An 18,665-nucleotide genomic window follows, 5' to 3' on the forward strand; every position below is an offset into this window, starting at 1 on the left:
TTCATGAACATCGTATGAGGAGGGGCGGCCGTCACTCCCCCCGCTTCATGTCGGCGACCGCGCCGATGCGGATGCCCAGAACCTCGGCGGCGGTCTTGGCGAGGGCGAGATCGATGGGGGGCGGGGCGATGGTGACGCCCTCGCGCAGCGTGCGGTTGATGGTTTCCAGCACGTTCAGGCGCGCGTACCACTTGGCGTTGGCCGGGACGGCCGTCCAAGGGGCGTTCGGCGTGGAGGTGTGGTCGAACATGTCCTCGACCGCGGCAACGTATTCGTCCCAGCGCGACCGGTTGCGCAGGTCCTCCTCCGTCAGCTTCCAGCGCTTGTAGGGGTTGGTCAGCCGCTCGCGGAAGCGTTCGAGCTGCTCCTCCGGCGTGATGTGCAGGAACAGCTTGACGATGCGCACCCCGTCGTCGGTCAGCATCTTTTCAAACTGGTTGATCTCGTCGTAGGCGCGCCGCCACTGCTCCTTGGAGGCGAAGCCCTCCACCCGCTCGACCAGCACCCGCCCGTACCAGCTGCGATCGAAGATCGCCAGGGTGCCGGGTGCCGGCAGGCGCGTCCAGAAGCGGTAGAGGTAATGCTTGCCCTGCTCCTCCGCCGTCGGGGCGCTGATCGGCCAGACATGGAAGCCGCGGGCGTCCAGGGGCTCGGTCACGCGGCGGATGCAGCCGCCCTTGCCACCGGCGTCCCAGCCCTCGAACACGATGACCGCACGGCGCTTCTCGTGCCAGTAGGTCTGCTGAATGTGCAGCAGCTCCTTCTGCAGCTTGGCGAGCCGGTCGTCGTACTCGGCGCGGTTCGCAAGCTTGGCGGCGTTCATCTCCATCCGCCCGAGCCGTATGCGGCCGTGCTTCTGGTTCTCGGGGCCGGTGTCGTCTGGCATGCGTCCTCTCTCGTTCATGGTGTAGGGATGGTGCAAGGACCGGGTCGAAGGGACCGCCCGCGAGGGGAGGATGGGGAACCTTCGGCTTTGCGATGGGTTGAGCGCGTGCGCCTCACAGGGTTGCATGCCGGGTCCGGCACCGGTCCCCAACGCAGGTTAGGGGACCGTCGGGAACGGTCAACAGCGAACCCGTCGGGGCATCCCGTTTGCCGACCGTGCGCCTGACGCCGACCAGTCTACCGCCGACCAGAAGGAGCCCCCATGGCCGCCGCCGGACCGCGTATCTACAACCTGTTCCCCCTTCTGATGGGCTCGGTGCGCGACTGGGCCGGGCACCTGCCGCGAATCCAGGAGATGGGATTCGACTGGCTGTTCCTGAACCCGATCCACCAGCCGGGCTTCTCCGGCAGCCTCTACGCCATCAAGGACCATTACCGGCTGCACGACATGTTCCAGGGCGGCGCGCAGGAGCCGCCCGAGGAGCTGCTGCGCGGCTTCGTCCAGGAGGCCGGCCGCCATGGCCAGTCGGTGATGATGGACCTCGTCATCAACCACACCAGCAAGGACGCGCTGCTCGTCGGCGAGCATCCCGACTGGTACCGGCGCGACGAGCGGGGCGAGCTGTACAGCCCGCGCGCGGTGGATCCGAACGACCCCTCCCTGGTCACGGTCTGGGGCGACCTCGCCATGCTCGACTACGGGCGGGCCGAGGCGCGCGGCGCGATGATCGATTACTGGAAGCGCTACATCCGCCATTACATGGGGCTGGGCGTGAAGGGCTTCCGTTGCGACGCCGCCTACCAGGTGGCCGCGGAGATCTGGAAGGAGCTGATCGACGACGCCCGCCGCACGGACCCGGAGGTGAAGTTCTTCGCCGAGACGCTGGGCTGCACGGTGGAGCAGGTGCGCGACCTCTGCGGGGCCGGCTTCGACTTCCTGTTCAACAGCGCCAAATGGTGGGACTTCCGCTCCGACTGGCTGCTCGACCAGTATGAGGAGTTCCGCCGGATCGCCCCCTCCGTCGCCTTCCCGGAAAGCCACGACACCGACCGTCTCGCCGCCGAGGTGGGCAGCCAGGACACCCAGCGGCTCGCCGCCCAGCTCAAGATGCACTACCTGTTCGCGGCCAGCTTCTCCACCGGCGTCATGATGCCCGTGGGCTTCGAATACGGCTTCACCCGCAGGCTCGACGTCGTGAACACGCGGCCGGAGGACTGGGAGGAGCCGAAACTGGACCTCAGCGGCTTCATCGGCAAGGTCAACGCCATGAAGCGCGACACTCCGTCGCTGAACGTGGAGGGGCCGCAGTGGCGTCTGACCGCCCCGCACAACCCGGTCATGGGGCTGGTCCGCACGGTGAACGGCGGGGCGGAGGGGGCTTCGGTCCTGCTGCTGAACCCCGACGAGAACCGCCCGCACCCCGTCGACCCCGGCCCGCTGCTGACCGGGACCGGCGGGCTGTTCGGCGATTTCGAGGATGTGACGCCCGAGGCCGTGCCCCTGGCGCTGGAGCCCGGAGCACCCCTGACCCTGCGCCCCATGGAGCTGCGCGTGTTCCGCGCGCGGGCGGGGCAGGGCAAGCCGATCGAGCTGCGGAGCCGGCCGGACGAGGATCCGGCCAAGCGCGCCTGGATGGACGACGTCGCCTCGGGCCGCATCGTCATCGAGAACCTCCAGCCGGAGCTGGACGCCGGGCGCTATCCCATCAAGCGGGTGGTCGGCGACGTGCTGGAGGTGTCGGCCGACGTCTTCACCGACGGCACCTTCGTGCTGGGCGCCGTCGTTCTCTACCGCCCGGCGGATGAGGAGACGTGGCGCGAGGTGCCCATGACGGCGCTTCCCAACGACGCCTGGACCGCCCGCGTGCCGCTGACGCGCAACATCCGCTACTATTACAGCCTCATGGCCTGGCGCGATGTGTGGGAGAGCTGGCGCGCCGACTTCAAGAAGAAGCACGACGCCAAGATCGACGTCTCGCTGGAACTGATCGAGGGCCGCCGCTTCGTCGAGCAGGCCGTCGCGCTGAACCAGGGCGAGGCGCGCGAGGCGCTGGAGCGCGTGGTCGAGCGGATGAAGGCGCTGGAGGGCGAGGAGCTTGCCGCCTACGCCCTGTCGGACGAGCCGCGCGGCCTGATGGCGAAGTACGGGGAGCGGCAGTATCTCTCGCGCTACGGCCGTGACCTGGAGGTCTACGTCAACCGCACGGCGGCGCGCTATTCCGCCTGGTTCGAGATCTTCCCCCGCTCCGCCTCGCCCGACCCGTCGCGCCCCGGGACCTTCGACGACGTGGTGGGCCTGCTGCCCATGATCCGCGACATGGGCTTCGACGTGCTGTACTTCCCGCCGATCCACCCGATCGGCCGCGCCTTCCGCAAGGGCAAGAACAACACGCTAAACCCCGGCCCGGACGATCCGGGCGTGCCCTACGCCATCGGCGCGGAGGAGGGCGGCCACACCGACATCGACCCGATGATCGGCGACCTGGAGAGCTTCCGGAACCTCGTGAAGGAGTCGCACAAGCACGGGATCGAGATCGCGCTGGACTTCGCCATCCAATGCTCCCCCGACCATCCCTGGGTGAAGGAGCATCCGGAATGGTTCTACTGGCGGCCCGACGGCTCGATCCGCTACGCCGAGAACCCGCCGAAGAAGTACCAGGACATCGTCAACGTCAGTTTCTACCGCGAGTCCTACCCGTCGCTCTGGTACGCGTTGCGCGACGTGGTGCTGTTCTGGTGCCGGGAGGGCGTGCGCATCTTCCGCGTGGACAATCCCCACACCAAGCCCTTCCCCTTCTGGGAATGGATGATCCGCGAGGTGCAGGACCTCTACCCCGACGCGCTGTTCCTGGCCGAGGCCTTCACCCGGCCGAAGCTGATGCGGCGGCTGGCGAAGGTGGGCTTCACCCAGTCCTACAGCTATTTCACCTGGCGCAACACGAAGCAGGAACTGACCGAATACCTGACGGAGCTGACGCAAAGCCCGTCCAAGGAGTACATGCAGCCCAACTTCTTCGCCAACACGCCGGACATCCTGCCGCCGATCCTGGTGCACGGCGGCCGGTCGGCGCACATGTCGCGCGCCGTGCTGGCGGCGACGCTCAGCGGAGTCTACGGCCTCTACACCCCCTACTTCCTGGTCGAGGCCGACCCCTATCCCGGCAAGGAGGAGTACAACAACTCCGAGAAGTACGAGATCCGCCACTGGGACTGGAACAAGCCCGGCAACATCTGCGCCTACGTGAAGAAGCTGAACCAGATCCGGAAGGAAAATCCGGCGCTGCATCAGTTCACCAACCTGCGCTTCTACAACGCCTACGACGACAACATCCTCGTCTACGGCAAGATGACGGAAGCCAAGGACAACATCATCCTGATCGCCGTCAACCTCGACCCGCACAACGGCCACGGCTGCACCTTCGAGGTTCCCTTGTGGGAGCTGGGGCTGCCCGACGTCGCCCATGTCCAGGTGGAGGATCTGCTGAGCGGCGGGCGCTACACCTGGATCGGCAAGATCCAGCACATCTGGCTCGACCCCAACCACAACCCCGCCGCCATCTGGCGCATCCGCCCGCCGGGGGTGTGATGAAGGAGGATCAGAGTGCCAGCTCGTAGCTGAGGAGGTTGAAGTCGGCGTTGAATGAGAACTGGCGGCCGGGGCTGGCCGCCAGTTCCGCAGCGATGACGGGCGTTGCCCTCAACAGAAGATCACGTTGCTGGCTTGCGCGCGTGTCGCCTGGAAAGACGACCATCGGGATGATATCCCGCTGGTCGAACATGATGGCTTCAAAGTCATCGCCGTCCTTCGTCACCAGGACGAAGCCGCCGAGCCTTACAAAGTGGAAGATGTCGAAGTCGGATGCTTCGGGTCCCAAGCCAGGCACCTCGATGCTGCGCTGCGCCGTGTAGACCGATGTCGGGTCCGCGCAGCACTTCGCGATGTTCTCATCGAGGAGGTAGAGCATGTGTCTTCATGCCCCGGCGCTCGATCCTGGGACGTCCACGCTTTGGATAGAGACGGTCGAACAGCAAGGCCAGTTCGATCTGCTCCTCGGTCAGGCCGTACTCCCGAACGATCTCCTCAGGGGGCGTGCCTGACTGCACCATCTGTGCGGCGAGGCGGGGCTTGATGCGCGTGCCCGCGATCACCGGCTCCCCTCCCGCGATACCCTTGGTGATTCGGATGGTGTCCCGAAGCCGCTCCAGGAGATCGAGCTTCGGCGCGACTTCCTGTGCGATTTTCTCGATTGGGACTTGGAAGAAACCCAGTTCCACCAGTGGCTTGCCTTTTTGGTAAGCATCCAGGAAATGCTTGTGCCAGAGGCGCCGGACTTCCGTGCTGATGTGCGTCCGGAAGGGCTTCACGGCCACGAAGTAATACAGCGATGGGCGGGAGATCAGCCTTTCGGCGTTGGATGCTTCGAACACGTTCTGTTCGAATTCGTTGTGCACGGCCTTACTGTCCAGATCGGCCACGTAGGCCGCTTCCGGGACGGTGTACAAGCCGTGAGCAGGGAGGCGTTCGAGAGCGGACGCCATGACGCACCTCCTAAATCAATCCGCGGCCAGGGATCATTTATGCAGCCGGATGGCCAGCGTCAAGGATGCATGCCTCCTTTTGGGCGGTCCAGGCCGTCGGCGATGCTGTGGGGCCGTCAGTGGAAGATCAGGCCATGGATGAAGCGCAGCTTCCCCATGACCGTGGGCGCGAGGACGAAGGGGTAGAGGTCCGGCAGGCCCATGCTGTGGTTCAGGCTGTTGACCGCGTAGGTCAGCGGTAGCCATGCCGCCATCAGGGCGTCGAAGTCGCGCTGCCGGTAGGGGTCGAAGTCGATCGCCATGGAGAGGGCCGGATCGGGTTCGTTCCCGGGCTGGATGCGCATGCCGAAGGCGTGCGCCGTCTCCAGCGTGTCCACGATGTGCAGGTAATGCGCCCAGCTTTCCGCGAAATCCTCCCAGGGATGGGCGCTGGCGTAGCCGCTGACGAAGCGCTGGCTCCAGTCGGCGGGAGGACCCTCGGCATAATGCCTCGCCAGGCTGGCCCCGTAATCCTGCCGCTCGTCGCCGAACAGGTCACGGAAGGCCGCGAGCCAGAGGCCGTTGCGGACCAGCCGGTCCCAATAGTAATGGCCGACCTCGTGCCGGAAATGGCCCAGCAGCGTGCGGTAGGACTCGGCCATGTCCTGGCGGTGGCGCTCCCGTTCGGCGTCGTCCGCCTCGGCGATGTCGATGGTGATCAGGCCCGCGGCGTGGCCCGTGACGATCTGCGCCTGCTCCCGCCCCACCCGTCCCGAGTTGGCCAGGAAATCGAAGGCGAGACCCTGTTCCGGGTCGTCGAACCGGCTGGTCAAGGGAAGACCCAGCCGCAGGAGGCCGTAGACCAGGCGGTGCTTGGCCGTTTCCAGCCGCTGCCAGCGCAGCCGGTTGTCCCAGCGGTCGAGGTCGGGGATCGTGCGGTTGAGCCGGCAGGCCCGGCAGAACGGGTTGGCGTTCCCGGCCGGGATCAGCCAGTTGCAGACGTCATGGACGGCGTTGGCGCAGAAACGCATGGTCCGAGCGGGGTCCGCCAGCGGCTGCCACGCGTCGCCGGCCAGCGGCGCGAGCGCGCTCAGCACCGCGAGGTCCGGGATGTAGCCAAGACGGTGCCCGCAGCGCTCGCAGCGTGTGTTCGCAAAATACACCATCTGGCCGCAATGCTGGCAGCGGAAGATCTTCATGGCCGGGCGCCTTGGCCGGCATCCTCGTCCAGCAGGGCGTGCACCAGCGAGACGCCCTCCAAGTCGGCGCCGGCGAGGTCCGCCCCGCGCAGGTCGGCATGGTCCAGCTTCGCGCCATGCAGGTCGGCGCCGCGGAGATCCGCCCGCCCGAGATTGGCTTCCCACAGCGATGCGCTCGCCAGGCGGGTTCCCCGAAGCGAAGCCTCCCGCAGGTCGGCATGGTCGAGGTTGGCCCCCGCGAGGTCGCTGCCGTCGAGAAGAGCCCCGCGCAGATCGGTCCGCCAGAAGGACCGCCCGACCAGATCGAGGTTGCGCAGATCCGCGCGCGCGCCGTGGGTGCCGCCGGTCGCGGCCCACAGGCGGTGGCTCTCCAGAAGGGACGGCAAGTTGTCCGGGGCGGCGTTCCTGGTTTCGGGCATCGGGGGCTCCTTGGCTGAAGACCGTTCCTCCCTGCACAACAGGGGAAGGCCGCCCTCGGCCCCCGAGCAATGGCAAGGCGGGGAAGGACAATGGCCCGAAACGACGAAAGGGCGGCCGGAGCCGCCCTTTCGGAACACCAAGCGGAGATATGCCGAAGTCAGCCGGCGGCCTTCTCGAGGCTGAGCTTGCCGAGCGCCGCCGCCTGGGGATCGTTGGTGCCGATGACGCCGACATTGTCGCTCGCGGCCGTGACGATGACGGCCTTGGTGTCGGCGGCCTTCACGGCCGGCCAGATCTCCCGCAGCCGGTCAGGAGTTCCCCGGAGTTCGAACGTCTTGCCGGTTTGAAGCTTTGCCATTGGAGCACCCTCGTCGTTGTTCGCTGTTCATTGTACCCGTCGAAGCCTGGGCCGGGATACCGGCTAAAATCAGGACTTCGGCATGCAGTCGCCGCTGGCTGTACTTTATCCCGGCCCGCGCGGTCCAGGGCACGAAGAAAAAAGCGCGCCTCCCGGGGGAGGCGCGCTTTCGTCGGTCGTTACGCTACAATGCGCTTACCAGCGGCCGGCACGGGCCTGGGCCGGCCTGCCCTGGCCACCGTCGCGCTGCCACGGCCTCGCACCGCCGCGGCCACCGGCCGGGCGGCCCGCCGGACGCCCGCTGCCGCCGGTGAAGGGGCGTTGCGGCTCCATGCCGGCGATGGTGTGGATCACCAGCGAGGCGCCGGTGAAGCGCTCGATGCGGGACAGAGTCTCGCGGTCGGCGCGCGAGGCGAAGGACACCGCGATGCCCGAGGCGCCGGCCCGGCCCGTGCGGCCGATGCGGTGGACGTAGTCCTCCGCCGAACGCGGCAGGTCGAAGTTGATGACGTGCGTGATGTCGCGCACGTCGATGCCGCGCGCGGCCACGTCGGTCGCCACCAGCAGGCGGAGCTGACCGGTGCGCAGCCGCTGGAGCGTGCGGTTGCGCTTGGACTGGTCCATGTCGCCGTGCAGGGCGGCGGCGGAGTGGCCCGCGTCGCTCAGCTGCTCGGCCAGCGCGTCGGCGTCGCGCTTGGTCGCGGCGAAGATGATCGCCTTGCCGACCTCTTCCTGGCCGGCGAAGTGCATCAGCAGGCGCCGCTTGTGGTCCATGTCGTCGGTGTGGTGCAGGCGCTGCTCGACATTGATCGCCGTGGCCTGGCTTTCGACGGCGACGCGCTCCGGGTTGCGCAGAAGCTTGCCGGCGAGCTGGGCCATGCGGCGGTCCAGCGTGGCCGTGAACAGCAGCGTCTGGCGATCCGCCTTGCAGGCATCGGCGATGCGCTCGACATCGTCGAGGAAGCCCATGTCGAGCATGCGGTCGGCCTCGTCGAGGATCAGCACCTCGACGGCGCTGAGGTCGATGCGCTGGCGCTCGATGTGGTCGATCAGGCGGCCGGGGGTCGCCACGACGACGTCCACCGGACGCGACAGCATGCGGAGCTGTTCGCGGTAGGGCATGCCGCCGACCACGTCGATGATGTTCATGCGCAGCGGCTTGGCGTACTTGCGCGCCGCCTGGGTGACCTGGCTGGCGAGTTCGCGCGTCGGGGCCAGCACGAGGATGCGCGGGGCGGCGATGCCCAGGCGCGGCAGGTCGGCGACGCGGGTCAGGGCCGGCAGCATGAAGGCCGCGGTCTTGCCGGTGCCGGTCTCGGCGGTGGCGAGAATGTCGCGGCCGGCCAGCGCCGGCGGAATGGCCGCCGCCTGGACGGGCGTCGGGTTGGTGTAGCCGTGTTCCCCGAGGGCCTCGGCGATCTTGGAATGAATGCCGAGTTCGGCGAAGGTCAGCTCGGTAACGGTCAGTTCGGAATCAGAAATGGTCTGTTCGATCAAAGACAAAGGAATGAAACCTTTCCACAGGCATGACGGCGCAAAACGACCCGTGCCCCCGATCGGGGAACGGTCAAGCGCCGGCGATCTCGCCGGGAGGAGGTCGAAAGAGGGAGAGGCGATTTGCTGGGGAACGCGGCAGGATGCCGCATCATGAAACCTGACGCGTCTCGCTCAAGAGACGTTTGAGCCTCCAGCGATCAAGAACTTTCAGATAAGGTATCTTGCCTGAACTTCCAAGTTTATTCGGCATCGGGCGGAAAAATAGATGGAAGGACAGCGGCGGAAAGGCTCCCGCGCCAACTGTTCATTTTTCAAGCAATCCTTTCCCCGCATTCTTTTGCCCGCCGGGATGCGGATGGCCGACCGGCCCCCAATATGCGGGGAACGGCCGACCGCGGACCCGGCCCCCTTCCGGAGCCCGGCCGGGCATGCGGCCGCGGAGACGATCATGACCCACCGCACGGCGACCAGCACCATCACCTTCGCTCACCCCTTCCGGCTGAGCGGTTTCGCCGAGCCCCTGCCGGCCGGCACATACAAGATCGAAACCCATGAGGAGATGATCGACGGCCTCTCCTTCCCGGCCTACCGGCGGGTGGAGACGCTGCTGTTCCTGCCGCCGCCTCCGGGCCAGGCGAACCTGATCCAGGTTGCCGCCATCGACCCGGCCGATCTGGAGGAGGCGCAGCGGCGCGACGGAGAGACCTCGGGCGGACCGGCATAAGCCGCCTTTTTGCGGCGACCCTTAACCGCCGTCCACCATCGCCGCGACCGTGTCGAGGAAGGTGTCGATGGCGACCGGCTTGGCGAGGAGCTGGGTGTTCTCGCCAAGCACCTCCTTCTCCATGGCGGCGTTGTAGGCGTATCCGGTGAGGAAGAGCACCTTCAGCTCCGGGTGGCGCGAACGGGCCATCTCGGCGAGCTGGCGACCGTTGATGCCGGGCAGGCCGACGTCGGTGACCAGGAGGCCGATGCCGCCGTTGGCGTCGAGCGCCTGCATGGCGCCGTTGCCATCTTCGGCCTCCAGCACCGTGTAGCCCTGCTCCTCCAGCGCATCCACCAGCAGCATGCGGATGAGGGACTCGTCCTCCACCACCAGGACCTTGGCCTGGCACGCCGCCCGCCTTGGCGGCTCGGCCGCCGCTGCCGCCGTGGCGGACGTGGAGCCGGTGTCCGCATCCTCCGCCTCGACATAACAGGGCAGGTACAGCCGGACCGTGGTGCCCTTGCCGACCTCGCTCTCCATGCGCACGCGCCCGCCGGACTGGCGGGCGAAGCCGTAGAGCTGGCTCAGCCCCAGCCCCGTGCCCTGGCCGATGGGCTTGGTCGTGAAGAAGGGCTCGAAGGCGCGTTCCAGCACGTCGGGCGGCATGCCGGTGCCGGTGTCGGTCACGCTCAGCGTGACGTAGTCGCCGGGCGCGAGGCCGGGGTCCGTCGCCACCTCCTCCTCGTCCAGCTGGGTGTTGGCGGTGGATATCGTCAGGCGCCCGCCCTCGGGCATGGCGTCACGCGCGTTGATCGACAGGTTCAGCAGCGCGTTCTCGATCTGGTGGGCGTCGGCCCAGGTCGGGCAGATATCCTCGGGAAGGTCCATCTCCACCCGGACCGCCTCGCCGACCGAGCGTTCGATCAGGTCGCGCATGCCGGTCACCAGCGCGTTCAGATCCGTGCGCTCGGGCTTCAGCGGCTGGCGGCGGGAGAAGGCGAGCAGCCGTTGCGTCAGGGCGCTCGCCCGGTCCAGCGCGTTGCGGGCGGCGTTGGCGTATTGCTGCACGTCGGTGCGCCCGGCGGCGAGACGGCGCTCGATCACTTCCAGGCTGCCGCTGATGGCCTGGAGAAGGTTGTTGAAGTCGTGCGCGACGCCGCCCGTGAGCTGGCCGACCGCCTCCATCTTCTGCGACTGGAACAGCGCCTCGCGCGCCTCTTCCAGCGCCTGCTGGGTCTGGCGCCACTCGGTGATGTCGCGCGTGACCTTGGCGAAGCCGACCAGCTCGCCCCCGTCGTCGCGGATGGGGTCGATGACGACCGAAGCCCAGAAGCGGCTGCCGTCCTTGCGGACGCGCCAGCCCTCCGTCTCGAACTTGCCCTCGCGCGCGGCGGTCTTCAGGCCGCGCTGCGGCAGGCCGCCCGTCCGGTCCTCCTCCGTGTAGAAGAGGGAGAAATGCTGGCCGGTGATCTCGTCGGCGCCGTAGCCCTTCATCCGCTCCGCACCGGCGTTCCAGTTCGTGATGCGCCCCTCCGGGTCGAGCAGATAGATGGCGTAGTCGGTGACGCCCTGGACGAGCAGGCGGAAGCGCTGCTCGCTCCGGCTCAGCTCCTCCTGCGCCGCCTTCTTGTCCGTGATGTCGCGCGTGACCTTGGCGTAGCCGATCAGCTCGCCCTTCTCGTCGCGGATGGGATCGATGACGACCGAGGCCCAGAAACGCGTGCCGTCCTTGCGCAGACGCCAGCCCTCCGTCTCGAAGCGACCGTCGGCCAGCGCGGTGGCGAGGCCCCTCTGCGGCAGGCCGTTCGCCCGATCCTCCTCGGGATAGAAACGGGAGAAATGCTGCCCAACGATCTCGTCCTCACGGTAGCCCTTGAAACGCTGCGCGCCCGCGTTCCAGTTCACCACGTTGCCGTTGGGGTCGAGCATGTAGATGGCGTAGTCGGTGACGCCCTGCACCAGAAGACGGAATCGCTCCTCGCTCTGCCGGAGCGCCTCCTCCGCCTTGCGCTTTTCGGTGTTGTCGCGCGTGACCTTGGCGTAGCCGACCAGCCGGCCGGTCTCGTCGCGGATGGGATCGATGACGACCGAGGCCCAGAAGCGCGTGCCGTCCTTGCGCAGACGCCAGCCCTCCGTCTCGAAGCGCCCTTCCGCCAGCGCGGTGGCGAGGCCCCTCTGCGGCAGGCCGTTCGCCCGGTCCTCCTCGGGATAGAAGCGGGAGAAATGCTGCCCGATGATTTCGTCCTCGCTGTAGCCCTTGAAGCGCTGCGCGCCGGCGTTCCAGCTGCTGACGATGCCGTTGGGGTCGAGCATGTAAATGGCGTAGTCGGTGACGCCCTGCACCAGAAGGCGGAAGCGCTGCTCGCTGAGCCGGAGCGCCTCCTCCGCCTTGCGTTTCTCGGTGTTGTCGCGCGTGATCTTCGCGAAGCCGACCAGCGCGCCGTCCTCGTCGCGGATCGTGTCGATCACGGCCGACGCCCAGAAGCGCGTGCCGTCCTTGCGGACGCGCCAGCCCTCCGTCTCGAAGCGGCCGTCGGCGAGCGCCACGGCGAGTGCGCGCTGCGGCAGGCCGGCCTTGCGGTCCTCCGGCGTGAAGAAGCGGGAGAAATGCTGCCCGATGATCTCGTCCGCGCCGTATCCCTTGAAACGCTGCGCCCCCGTGTTCCAGCTGCTGACGATGCCCTGCGGATCGAGCATGTAGATCGCGTAGTCATGGATGCTGTCGATCAGCAGCTGGAACCGCCGTTCACCGGGCAGCGCGCGCAGGCCGGTAGCGGGAGGCTCGACTTTCAGCACAATGAATCTCCGAGGGTACGCGGAACAAAGAGGCCGATACTCCTCCGCGCGCGGTCCGGAGGTCAATTACGCAATGGGTCCTAGCCTTTCCCCCGGTGCGTGCGGAGGCTCGCGAAGGCTTGTGCCGGAGGTGGTGAATCCGCCCGCCGCCCAGCCGAAAGGGAGGGGCTCGGCCTTTGGTCGGATCGGCCGGTGCGAGGTCTGGCGCCGGAGGGCGGATCACGATAGGGGGAATCCGGGGTGGTGATCCGGCGCATCGGCGGGCTAGGGCCTGCCGTTCGGTGCTAACCCCAAGATAATCGCGCGATCTTCCTTCGGTACAGATGTTTCCGACTGACGACCACACGGCGACCCCCCTTGAACAGAGGCGCGAGAGCGCAGACGTCATGATCGATCGGCAGGACCCGCTTTGGTACAAAGACGCGATCATCTACCAGCTGCACGTCAAGGCGTACAACGACGCCAACCATGACGGAATCGGCGATTTCGCCGGGCTGACGCAGAGGCTCGACTACATACAGGAGCTGGGCGTCAACACGGTCTGGCTGCTGCCCTTCTATCCGTCGCCCTTGCGCGACGACGGGTACGACATCGCCGAATACACGGCGGTCAACCCGTCCTATGGAAACCTTGACGACTTCAAGCGTTTCCTGGAGGAGTGCCACAGCCGGGGCCTGCGCGTCATCACGGAGCTGGTGATCAACCACACCTCCGACCAGCATCCCTGGTTCCAGCGCGCCCGCCGGGCGCCGCCGGGCTCGCCCGAGCGCGACTTCTACGTCTGGTCCGACACCGACCAGAAGTACCAGGGCACGCGCATCATCTTCTGCGACACGGAGAAGTCCAACTGGACCTGGGACCCGGAGGCCGGCGCCTATTTCTGGCACCGCTTCTATTCGCACCAGCCGGACCTGAACTTCGACAACCCGAAGGTCCTGGAAGAGGTGCTGAACGTCATGCGCTTCTGGCTGGACATGGGCGTGGACGGGCTCCGTCTCGACGCCGTGCCCTACCTGAAGGAGCGCGAGGGCACCAACAACGAGAACCTGCCGGAAACCCACGACGTCCTGAAGGCCATCCGCGCTGAGATCGACAGGAGCTACGGCGACCGCATGCTGCTGGCCGAGGCGAACCAGTGGCCGGAGGACGTGCTCCCCTATTTCGGCGACCCGGAGAAGGGCGGCGACCAGTGCCACATGGCCTTCCACTTCCCGCTGATGCCGCGCATCTACATGGCGGTCGCGATGGAGGACCGGCACCCGATCGCCGACATCATGCGCCAGACGCCGGAGATCCCGTCGCTCTGCCAGTGGGCCATCTTCCTGCGCAACCATGACGAACTGACGCTGGAGATGGTGACCGACAAGGAGCGGGACTATCTCTGGGACTTCTACGCGGCCGACCGCCGCATGCGCATCAACCAGGGCATCCGCCGGCGGCTTGCCGCGCTGCTCGACAACGACCGCCGCAAGATCGAGCTGCTGAACAGCCTGCTGATGTCGATGCCCGGCACGCCCGTCGTCTATTACGGCGACGAGATCGGCATGGGCGACAACATCTATCTCGGCGACCGCGACGGCGTGCGCACGCCGATGCAATGGTCGCCCGACCGCAACGGCGGCTTCTCCCGCGCGGACCCGGCGCGGCTCTACCTGCCGGCGATCCAGGATCCGATCTACGGATTCCAGGCGCTGAACGTGGAGGCGCAGGCGCGCAGCCCGTCCTCGCTGCTGAACTGGATGCGGCGGCTGATCGCCGTCCGCCAGCAGCGCAAGGAGGTCTTCGGGCGCGGTTCCTTCCGGCTGCTCTATCCGGGCAACCGCAAGGTCCTGGCCTATCTGCGCTGCCTCGACACCGGCGACGGCGCCGACATGGTGCTGTGCGTCGCCAACCTGTCCCGCTCGGCCCAGGCGGTGGAGCTGGACCTGAAGCAGTTCAGGGGCCGCGTGCCGGTGGAGATGATGGGCCGCACGGTCTTCCCGCCGGTCGGCGACCTGCCCTACCTGCTGACCATCCCGGCCTACGGCTTCTACTGGTTCGCGCTGGCCGCCGAGGCGGAGCTGCCGAGCTGGCACGAGACGGCGCCGGAGCCGATGCCCGACCTGCTGACGCTGGTCGTGCGCGAGGGCTGGCATGCCTTTGCCAGCGGCAAGGCCCTGCAGGAGCTGGCGCGCGACGTGCTGTCGGCCTTCCTGCCGCACCAGCGCTGGTTCGGCGCCAAGGACCGCACCATCACCGACATCACCGTCCCCGTCACGGCGCAGCTGCCGGGGCCGGGCGACGGCTACATGCTGACGCGGCTCGACGTCGGGCTGACGGGCGGTGCCGGCGGTGCCGAGACGCAGTCCTACTTCATGCCGCTCGCCATGAGCTGGGAGGAGAACGCCGGCGGCGCCGGCTGGCCGCTGCTGCCCTACACGCTGGCGAAGGTGCGGCGCGGGCCCAGGCCGGGCGCGCTCTACGACGCCGCCCAGGACGACGCCTTCATCCTGACCCTGCTGTCGGGCATGCAGGCGGGGCGGGAACTGCCCGCCGGCGACGGCGCGATCCGCTCCACGCCGACCGCGCGCGGCAAGGAACTCGTCCTGCCGGACGCCCCGGAAGTGCGCCGCATGGGGGTGGAGCAGAGCAACACGTCGGTTCTCGTCGGCGACCTCGCCGTGGTGAAGGTGCTGCGCCGCCTGACCCAGGGCATCCATCCGGAGCTGGAGGTCGGGCGCTTCCTGACGGAGGTCGCGGGTTTCGCCAACACCCCGCCGCTGCTGGGTGCGGTCGAGCATGTCGGCGCCGACGGCGGGGCCACGGTGCTGGCCGTGGCGCACGGCTTCGTCCGCAACCAGGGCGACGGCTGGTCCACGACGGTGGAGGAGCTGGAGCGCACGCTGGACGAGATCCGGCTGGGCGTGGACCTGCCCCAGGAAGAGGGCGAGATGATCGACCGCTTCGCCATCCACATGCAGATGGTGGCGACGCTCGGCCAGCGGACGGCGGAGCTGCACTGCGCCCTGGCGACGAAGAGCGGCGACCCCGCCTTCGAGCCGGAGACGGCCACGGCCGACGACCTGAGGGCCTGGGGCGAGCGCGCCCGCAAGCAGGCCGAGGCCGCCTTCGCCGTGCTGCCGGGCGCCCTGGATCGGGTGCCGGCGGCGCTGCGCCCGGACGTGGAGGAGCTGATCGCCCGGCGCGAGGAGGTGATGGAACGGCTGGCCGGCTTCGAGAGCCTGTCCGTCCCGGTCGTGAAGACGCGCATCCACGGCGACTACCATCTGGGCCAGGTGCTGCGCGCCCAGAACGACTGGTACATCATCGACTTCGAGGGCGAGCCGTCCAAGAGCCTGGAGGAACGCCGCGCCAAGCAGAGTCCTCTGCGCGACGTGGCGGGGATGCTGCGCTCCTTCAACTACGCGGCCTGGGCGGCCGTCTTCCATCTGGACGAGCGCGGCGGCGAGGTCGGCAACGGCGGCCGCGTGCTGGACGCCGCGCGCGACTGGGAGAAGCGCAGCCTCACGGCCTTCTTCGACGCCTACCGGGCGGGCATTGGCGCCTGCGCGAGCTGGCCGCGTGACGAGGCGGCGGCCCAGCGGTTGCTGTCCTTGTTCCTGATGGAGAAGGCGCTCTACGAGATCGGCTACGAGGCCGCCAACCGTCCGGGCTGGCTCGGCATCCCCGTCAAGGGCGTGCTCGGCCTGCTGGACGAGAGCAAGTCCTGAGCCGTCGGGGTTCGGTGTACTTCAAGGCGCGGGGCGTGGGCGGCCGTGGCGTGAGCCATGGCCTCCACCTCCGCGCCGTCGTATGGTCCCAACAAACGTAAGCTTGGCAGCGAGAGGTCAGGGGAATGCAGGTGACGCCCACGAACGATACCCGCGAGGCACCGGCCGCCGACGAAGCGAGGGCCGCGGCGCTCAGGGCCGGGATCGAGGCGATCGTGCGCGCCGACCACGGTGATCCCTTCGGCATCCTGGGCATGCACCAGGAAGGCGAAGGCCGGCCGGTCGAGGTGCGCTGCTTCATGCCCGGCGCGGTCCGCCTCTGGATCGTCGACCGCGCCAGCGGCGACGTGGCCGGCGAGGCGGAGAAGGTCCATGACGAGGGCTTCTTCCTCGCCCGGCTGGACCGGACCCAGCGCTTCGCCTACCGGCTGCGCGTGGAGTTTCCGCTGGCGACGATGGAATTCGAGGACGCCTACCGCTTCGGCACGGTGCTGGGCGAACTGGACATCCATCTGCTGGGCGAGGGCACGCACCTGCGCGCCTACGAGCGGCTGGGCGCCCACCCGCGCGAGATGGACGGGGTGCAGGGCGTCGCCTTCGCCGTCTGGGCGCCGAACGCCCGGCGCGTCGCCGTGGTCGGCGACTTCTGCGAATGGGACGGCCGCCGCCTGCCGATGCGCAAGCGCGTCGAGGCCGGCGTGTGGGAGATCTTCGTGCCGGGCGCCCAGGTCGGGCAGCGCTACAAGTACGAGATCAAGGGGCCGCACGGCGAGATGCTGCCGCTGAAGTCCGACCCCGTCGCCTTCCAGGCGGAGATGCGCCCGGCCACGGCGTCGGTCGTGCATGGCCTTGCCAAGTTCGACTGGCAGGACCAGGAGTGGATGCGCCGCCGCGCCGAGACCTCCTCGCGCGAGGCGCCGATCTCCATCTACGAGGTGCATCTGGGAAGCTGGGCGCGCGTCCCCGAAGAGGACAACCGCTATCTCACCTATGACGAGCTGGCCGCGCGGCTGGTGCCCTACGTCAAGGAGATGGGCTTCACCCACATCGAGATGCTCCCCATCACGGAGCATCCCTTCGACGGCTCCTGGGGCTACCAGCCGATCGGCCTCTACGCGCCGACCAGCCGCCATGGCTCGCCGGAGGATTTCAAGCGCTTCGTGGACACCTGCCACCGCGAGGGCATCGGCGTGCTGCTGGACTGGGTTCCGGCGCACTTCCCGACCGACCCGCACGGGCTGGGCTGGTTCGACGGCACGCATCTGTACGAGCATGCCGACCCGCGCCAGGGCTATCACCAGGACTGGAACACGCTGATCTACAACCTGGGCCGGCGCGAGGTATCGAACTTCCTGCTGGGCAACGCGCTGTTCTGGCTGGACCAGTACCGGCTGGACGGGCTGCGCGTGGACGCCGTGGCCTCGATGCTCTACCTCGACTATTCCCGCAAGGAAGGGGAGTGGATCCCGAACCAGTTCGGCGGGCGCGAGAACCTGGAATCCATCGCCTTCCTCAAGCGCATGAACGAACTGACCTACGGCAGCCACCAGGGCGCGATGACGGTGGCCGAGGAATCCACCGCCTGGCCAGCCGTGTCCAAGCCGACCTACCTCGGCGGCCTTGGCTTCGGCTACAAGTGGAACATGGGGTGGATGCACGACACGCTGAACTTCATGTCGAAGGACCCGGTTCACCGGCGCTACCACCACCACGACATGACCTTCGGCCTGATCTACCAGTTCACCGAGAACTTCGTGCTGCCGCTGAGCCATGACGAGGTGGTGCACGGCAAGGGCTCGCTCATCAACAAGATGCCGGGCGACGACTGGCAGAAGTTCGCCAACCTGCGCGCCTATTACGGCTTCATGTTCGGCCATCCCGGCAAGAAGCTGCTGTTCATGGGCTGCGAGTTCGCCCAGTGGCGCGAGTGGAACCACAACCAGAGCCTCGACTGGCACCTGCTGGACGATCCGATGAACCGGGGCGTGCGCGACCTGATGCGCCGCTTGAACCACGCCTACCGCGAGCTGAAGCCGCTCCACGAGTTCGACTGCGACCCGGCGGGCTTCGAGTGGATCGAGGGCAACGACAGCCAGAACAGCGTCTACGCCTTCCTGCGCAAGGGCCGCGATCCCGAGCATGCCGTCGTCGTGGTCAGCAGCTTCACCCCCATGCCGCGCGAAGGCTACCGGATCGGCGTGCCGCTGCCCGGCACCTACCGTGTGGTGGTCAACACCGACGCCGCCGAGTTCGGCGGCAGCGGCACTCCGCTCGGCGGCGAGGGCGACACCGTGACGGCGGAAGAGGTCACCTGGCACGGCCGCCCCTACTCCCTGAACCTGACCCTGCCGCCGCTGGGGACGGTGTTCCTGGAGCGGGTGGGGTAAGAGCAAGCGTCTGAGGGGCCTTAACGAAAACAGGCACTTATCCGTCACCCCCGCGAAATGCTCTCGGCGAATGCCTTGGCATTCGCCTGCCGCTCCCGCGCAAACAACGTTTGCGCGGGAGCGGGGGTCCAGACTCTCCCACGGCGTTCGCCCTGCGGACTTCTGGATCCCCGCCTTAGCGAAGGCGCT

Annotated in this window: 12 protein-coding genes; 4 read left to right on the forward strand and 8 right to left on the reverse strand. The window is 67.8% G+C overall.

The window, feature by feature from the left end; genetic code table 11:
• Positions 1-31 precede the first annotated feature (31 nt).
• Entirely contained in the window at positions 32-886 is an 855-nt protein-coding gene (locus JUB11_RS19790) for a polyphosphate kinase (RefSeq protein ID WP_207460297.1), read from the reverse strand.
• A gap of 261 nt (positions 887-1,147) precedes the next feature.
• Between JUB11_RS19790 and JUB11_RS19795 the strand changes: the two genes are divergently transcribed.
• A complete protein-coding gene (locus JUB11_RS19795) occupies positions 1,148-4,471 on the forward strand; it encodes a maltotransferase domain-containing protein (protein WP_207460298.1) in 3,324 nt (1,107 codons plus the stop codon).
• Between the two features lie 10 nt (positions 4,472-4,481).
• Here JUB11_RS19795 and JUB11_RS19800 read toward each other — a convergent pair whose 3' ends face one another.
• From JUB11_RS19800 to JUB11_RS19825, 6 genes are all read right to left on the reverse strand, one after another.
• Positions 4,482-4,850, reverse strand: a complete 369-nt coding sequence (locus tag JUB11_RS19800) for a hypothetical protein (protein WP_207460299.1) — start codon at positions 4,848-4,850, stop codon at positions 4,482-4,484.
• Positions 4,831-5,424: a DUF433 domain-containing protein gene (locus JUB11_RS19805; RefSeq protein ID WP_207460300.1), complete on the reverse strand. Its 594-nt coding sequence runs from the start codon at positions 5,422-5,424 to the stop codon at positions 4,831-4,833. Before JUB11_RS19805 ends, JUB11_RS19800 begins: the two co-directional genes overlap by 20 nt.
• A 116-nt stretch (positions 5,425-5,540) precedes the next feature.
• Positions 5,541-6,602 carry a putative zinc-binding peptidase gene (locus JUB11_RS19810; protein ID WP_207460301.1) on the reverse strand — a complete coding sequence of 354 codons (1,062 nt, stop codon included), beginning with the start codon at positions 6,600-6,602 and terminating at the stop codon, positions 5,541-5,543.
• A complete protein-coding gene (locus tag JUB11_RS19815; RefSeq protein ID WP_207460302.1) occupies positions 6,599-7,021 on the reverse strand; it encodes a pentapeptide repeat-containing protein in 423 nt (140 codons plus the stop codon). Before JUB11_RS19815 ends, JUB11_RS19810 begins: the two co-directional genes overlap by 4 nt.
• A gap of 158 nt (positions 7,022-7,179) precedes the next feature.
• The gene (locus JUB11_RS19820) at positions 7,180-7,380 is read right to left on the reverse strand and encodes a hypothetical protein (protein WP_207460303.1); all 201 of its coding nucleotides are present in this window, start codon (positions 7,378-7,380) and stop codon (positions 7,180-7,182) included.
• Positions 7,381-7,575: 195 nt separating this feature from the next.
• Entirely contained in the window at positions 7,576-8,883 is a 1,308-nt protein-coding gene (locus tag JUB11_RS19825; RefSeq protein ID WP_247887179.1) for a DEAD/DEAH box helicase, read from the reverse strand.
• Positions 8,884-9,325: 442 nt separating this feature from the next.
• Between JUB11_RS19825 and JUB11_RS19830 the strand changes: the two genes are divergently transcribed.
• On the forward strand, positions 9,326-9,601 hold the full coding sequence (locus tag JUB11_RS19830; protein WP_207460304.1) for a hypothetical protein: 276 nt from the start codon (positions 9,326-9,328) through the stop codon (positions 9,599-9,601).
• Positions 9,602-9,622: 21 nt separating this feature from the next.
• Here JUB11_RS19830 and JUB11_RS19835 read toward each other — a convergent pair whose 3' ends face one another.
• On the reverse strand, positions 9,623-12,379 hold the full coding sequence (locus JUB11_RS19835) for a PAS domain S-box protein (RefSeq protein WP_348771470.1): 2,757 nt from the start codon (positions 12,377-12,379) through the stop codon (positions 9,623-9,625).
• Positions 12,380-12,765: 386 nt separating this feature from the next.
• Here JUB11_RS19835 and treS point away from each other — a divergent pair, with 386 nt between their 5' ends.
• Together treS and glgB are read left to right on the forward strand one after the other, a co-directional pair.
• Positions 12,766-16,089 (forward strand): maltose alpha-D-glucosyltransferase, encoded by a 3,324-nt coding sequence (gene treS / locus JUB11_RS19840; protein WP_207460305.1) that lies wholly within the window; start codon positions 12,766-12,768, stop codon positions 16,087-16,089.
• 125 nt (positions 16,090-16,214) lie between these two features.
• Positions 16,215-18,476, forward strand: a complete 2,262-nt coding sequence (gene glgB, locus JUB11_RS19845; protein ID WP_207460306.1) for a 1,4-alpha-glucan branching protein GlgB — start codon at positions 16,215-16,217, stop codon at positions 18,474-18,476.
• Positions 18,477-18,665 lie beyond the last annotated feature (189 nt).

It is taken from the genome of Azospirillum sp. SYSU D00513, assembly GCF_017356015.1.
In the GTDB taxonomy this organism is placed as follows: domain Bacteria; phylum Pseudomonadota; class Alphaproteobacteria; order Azospirillales; family Azospirillaceae; genus Azospirillum.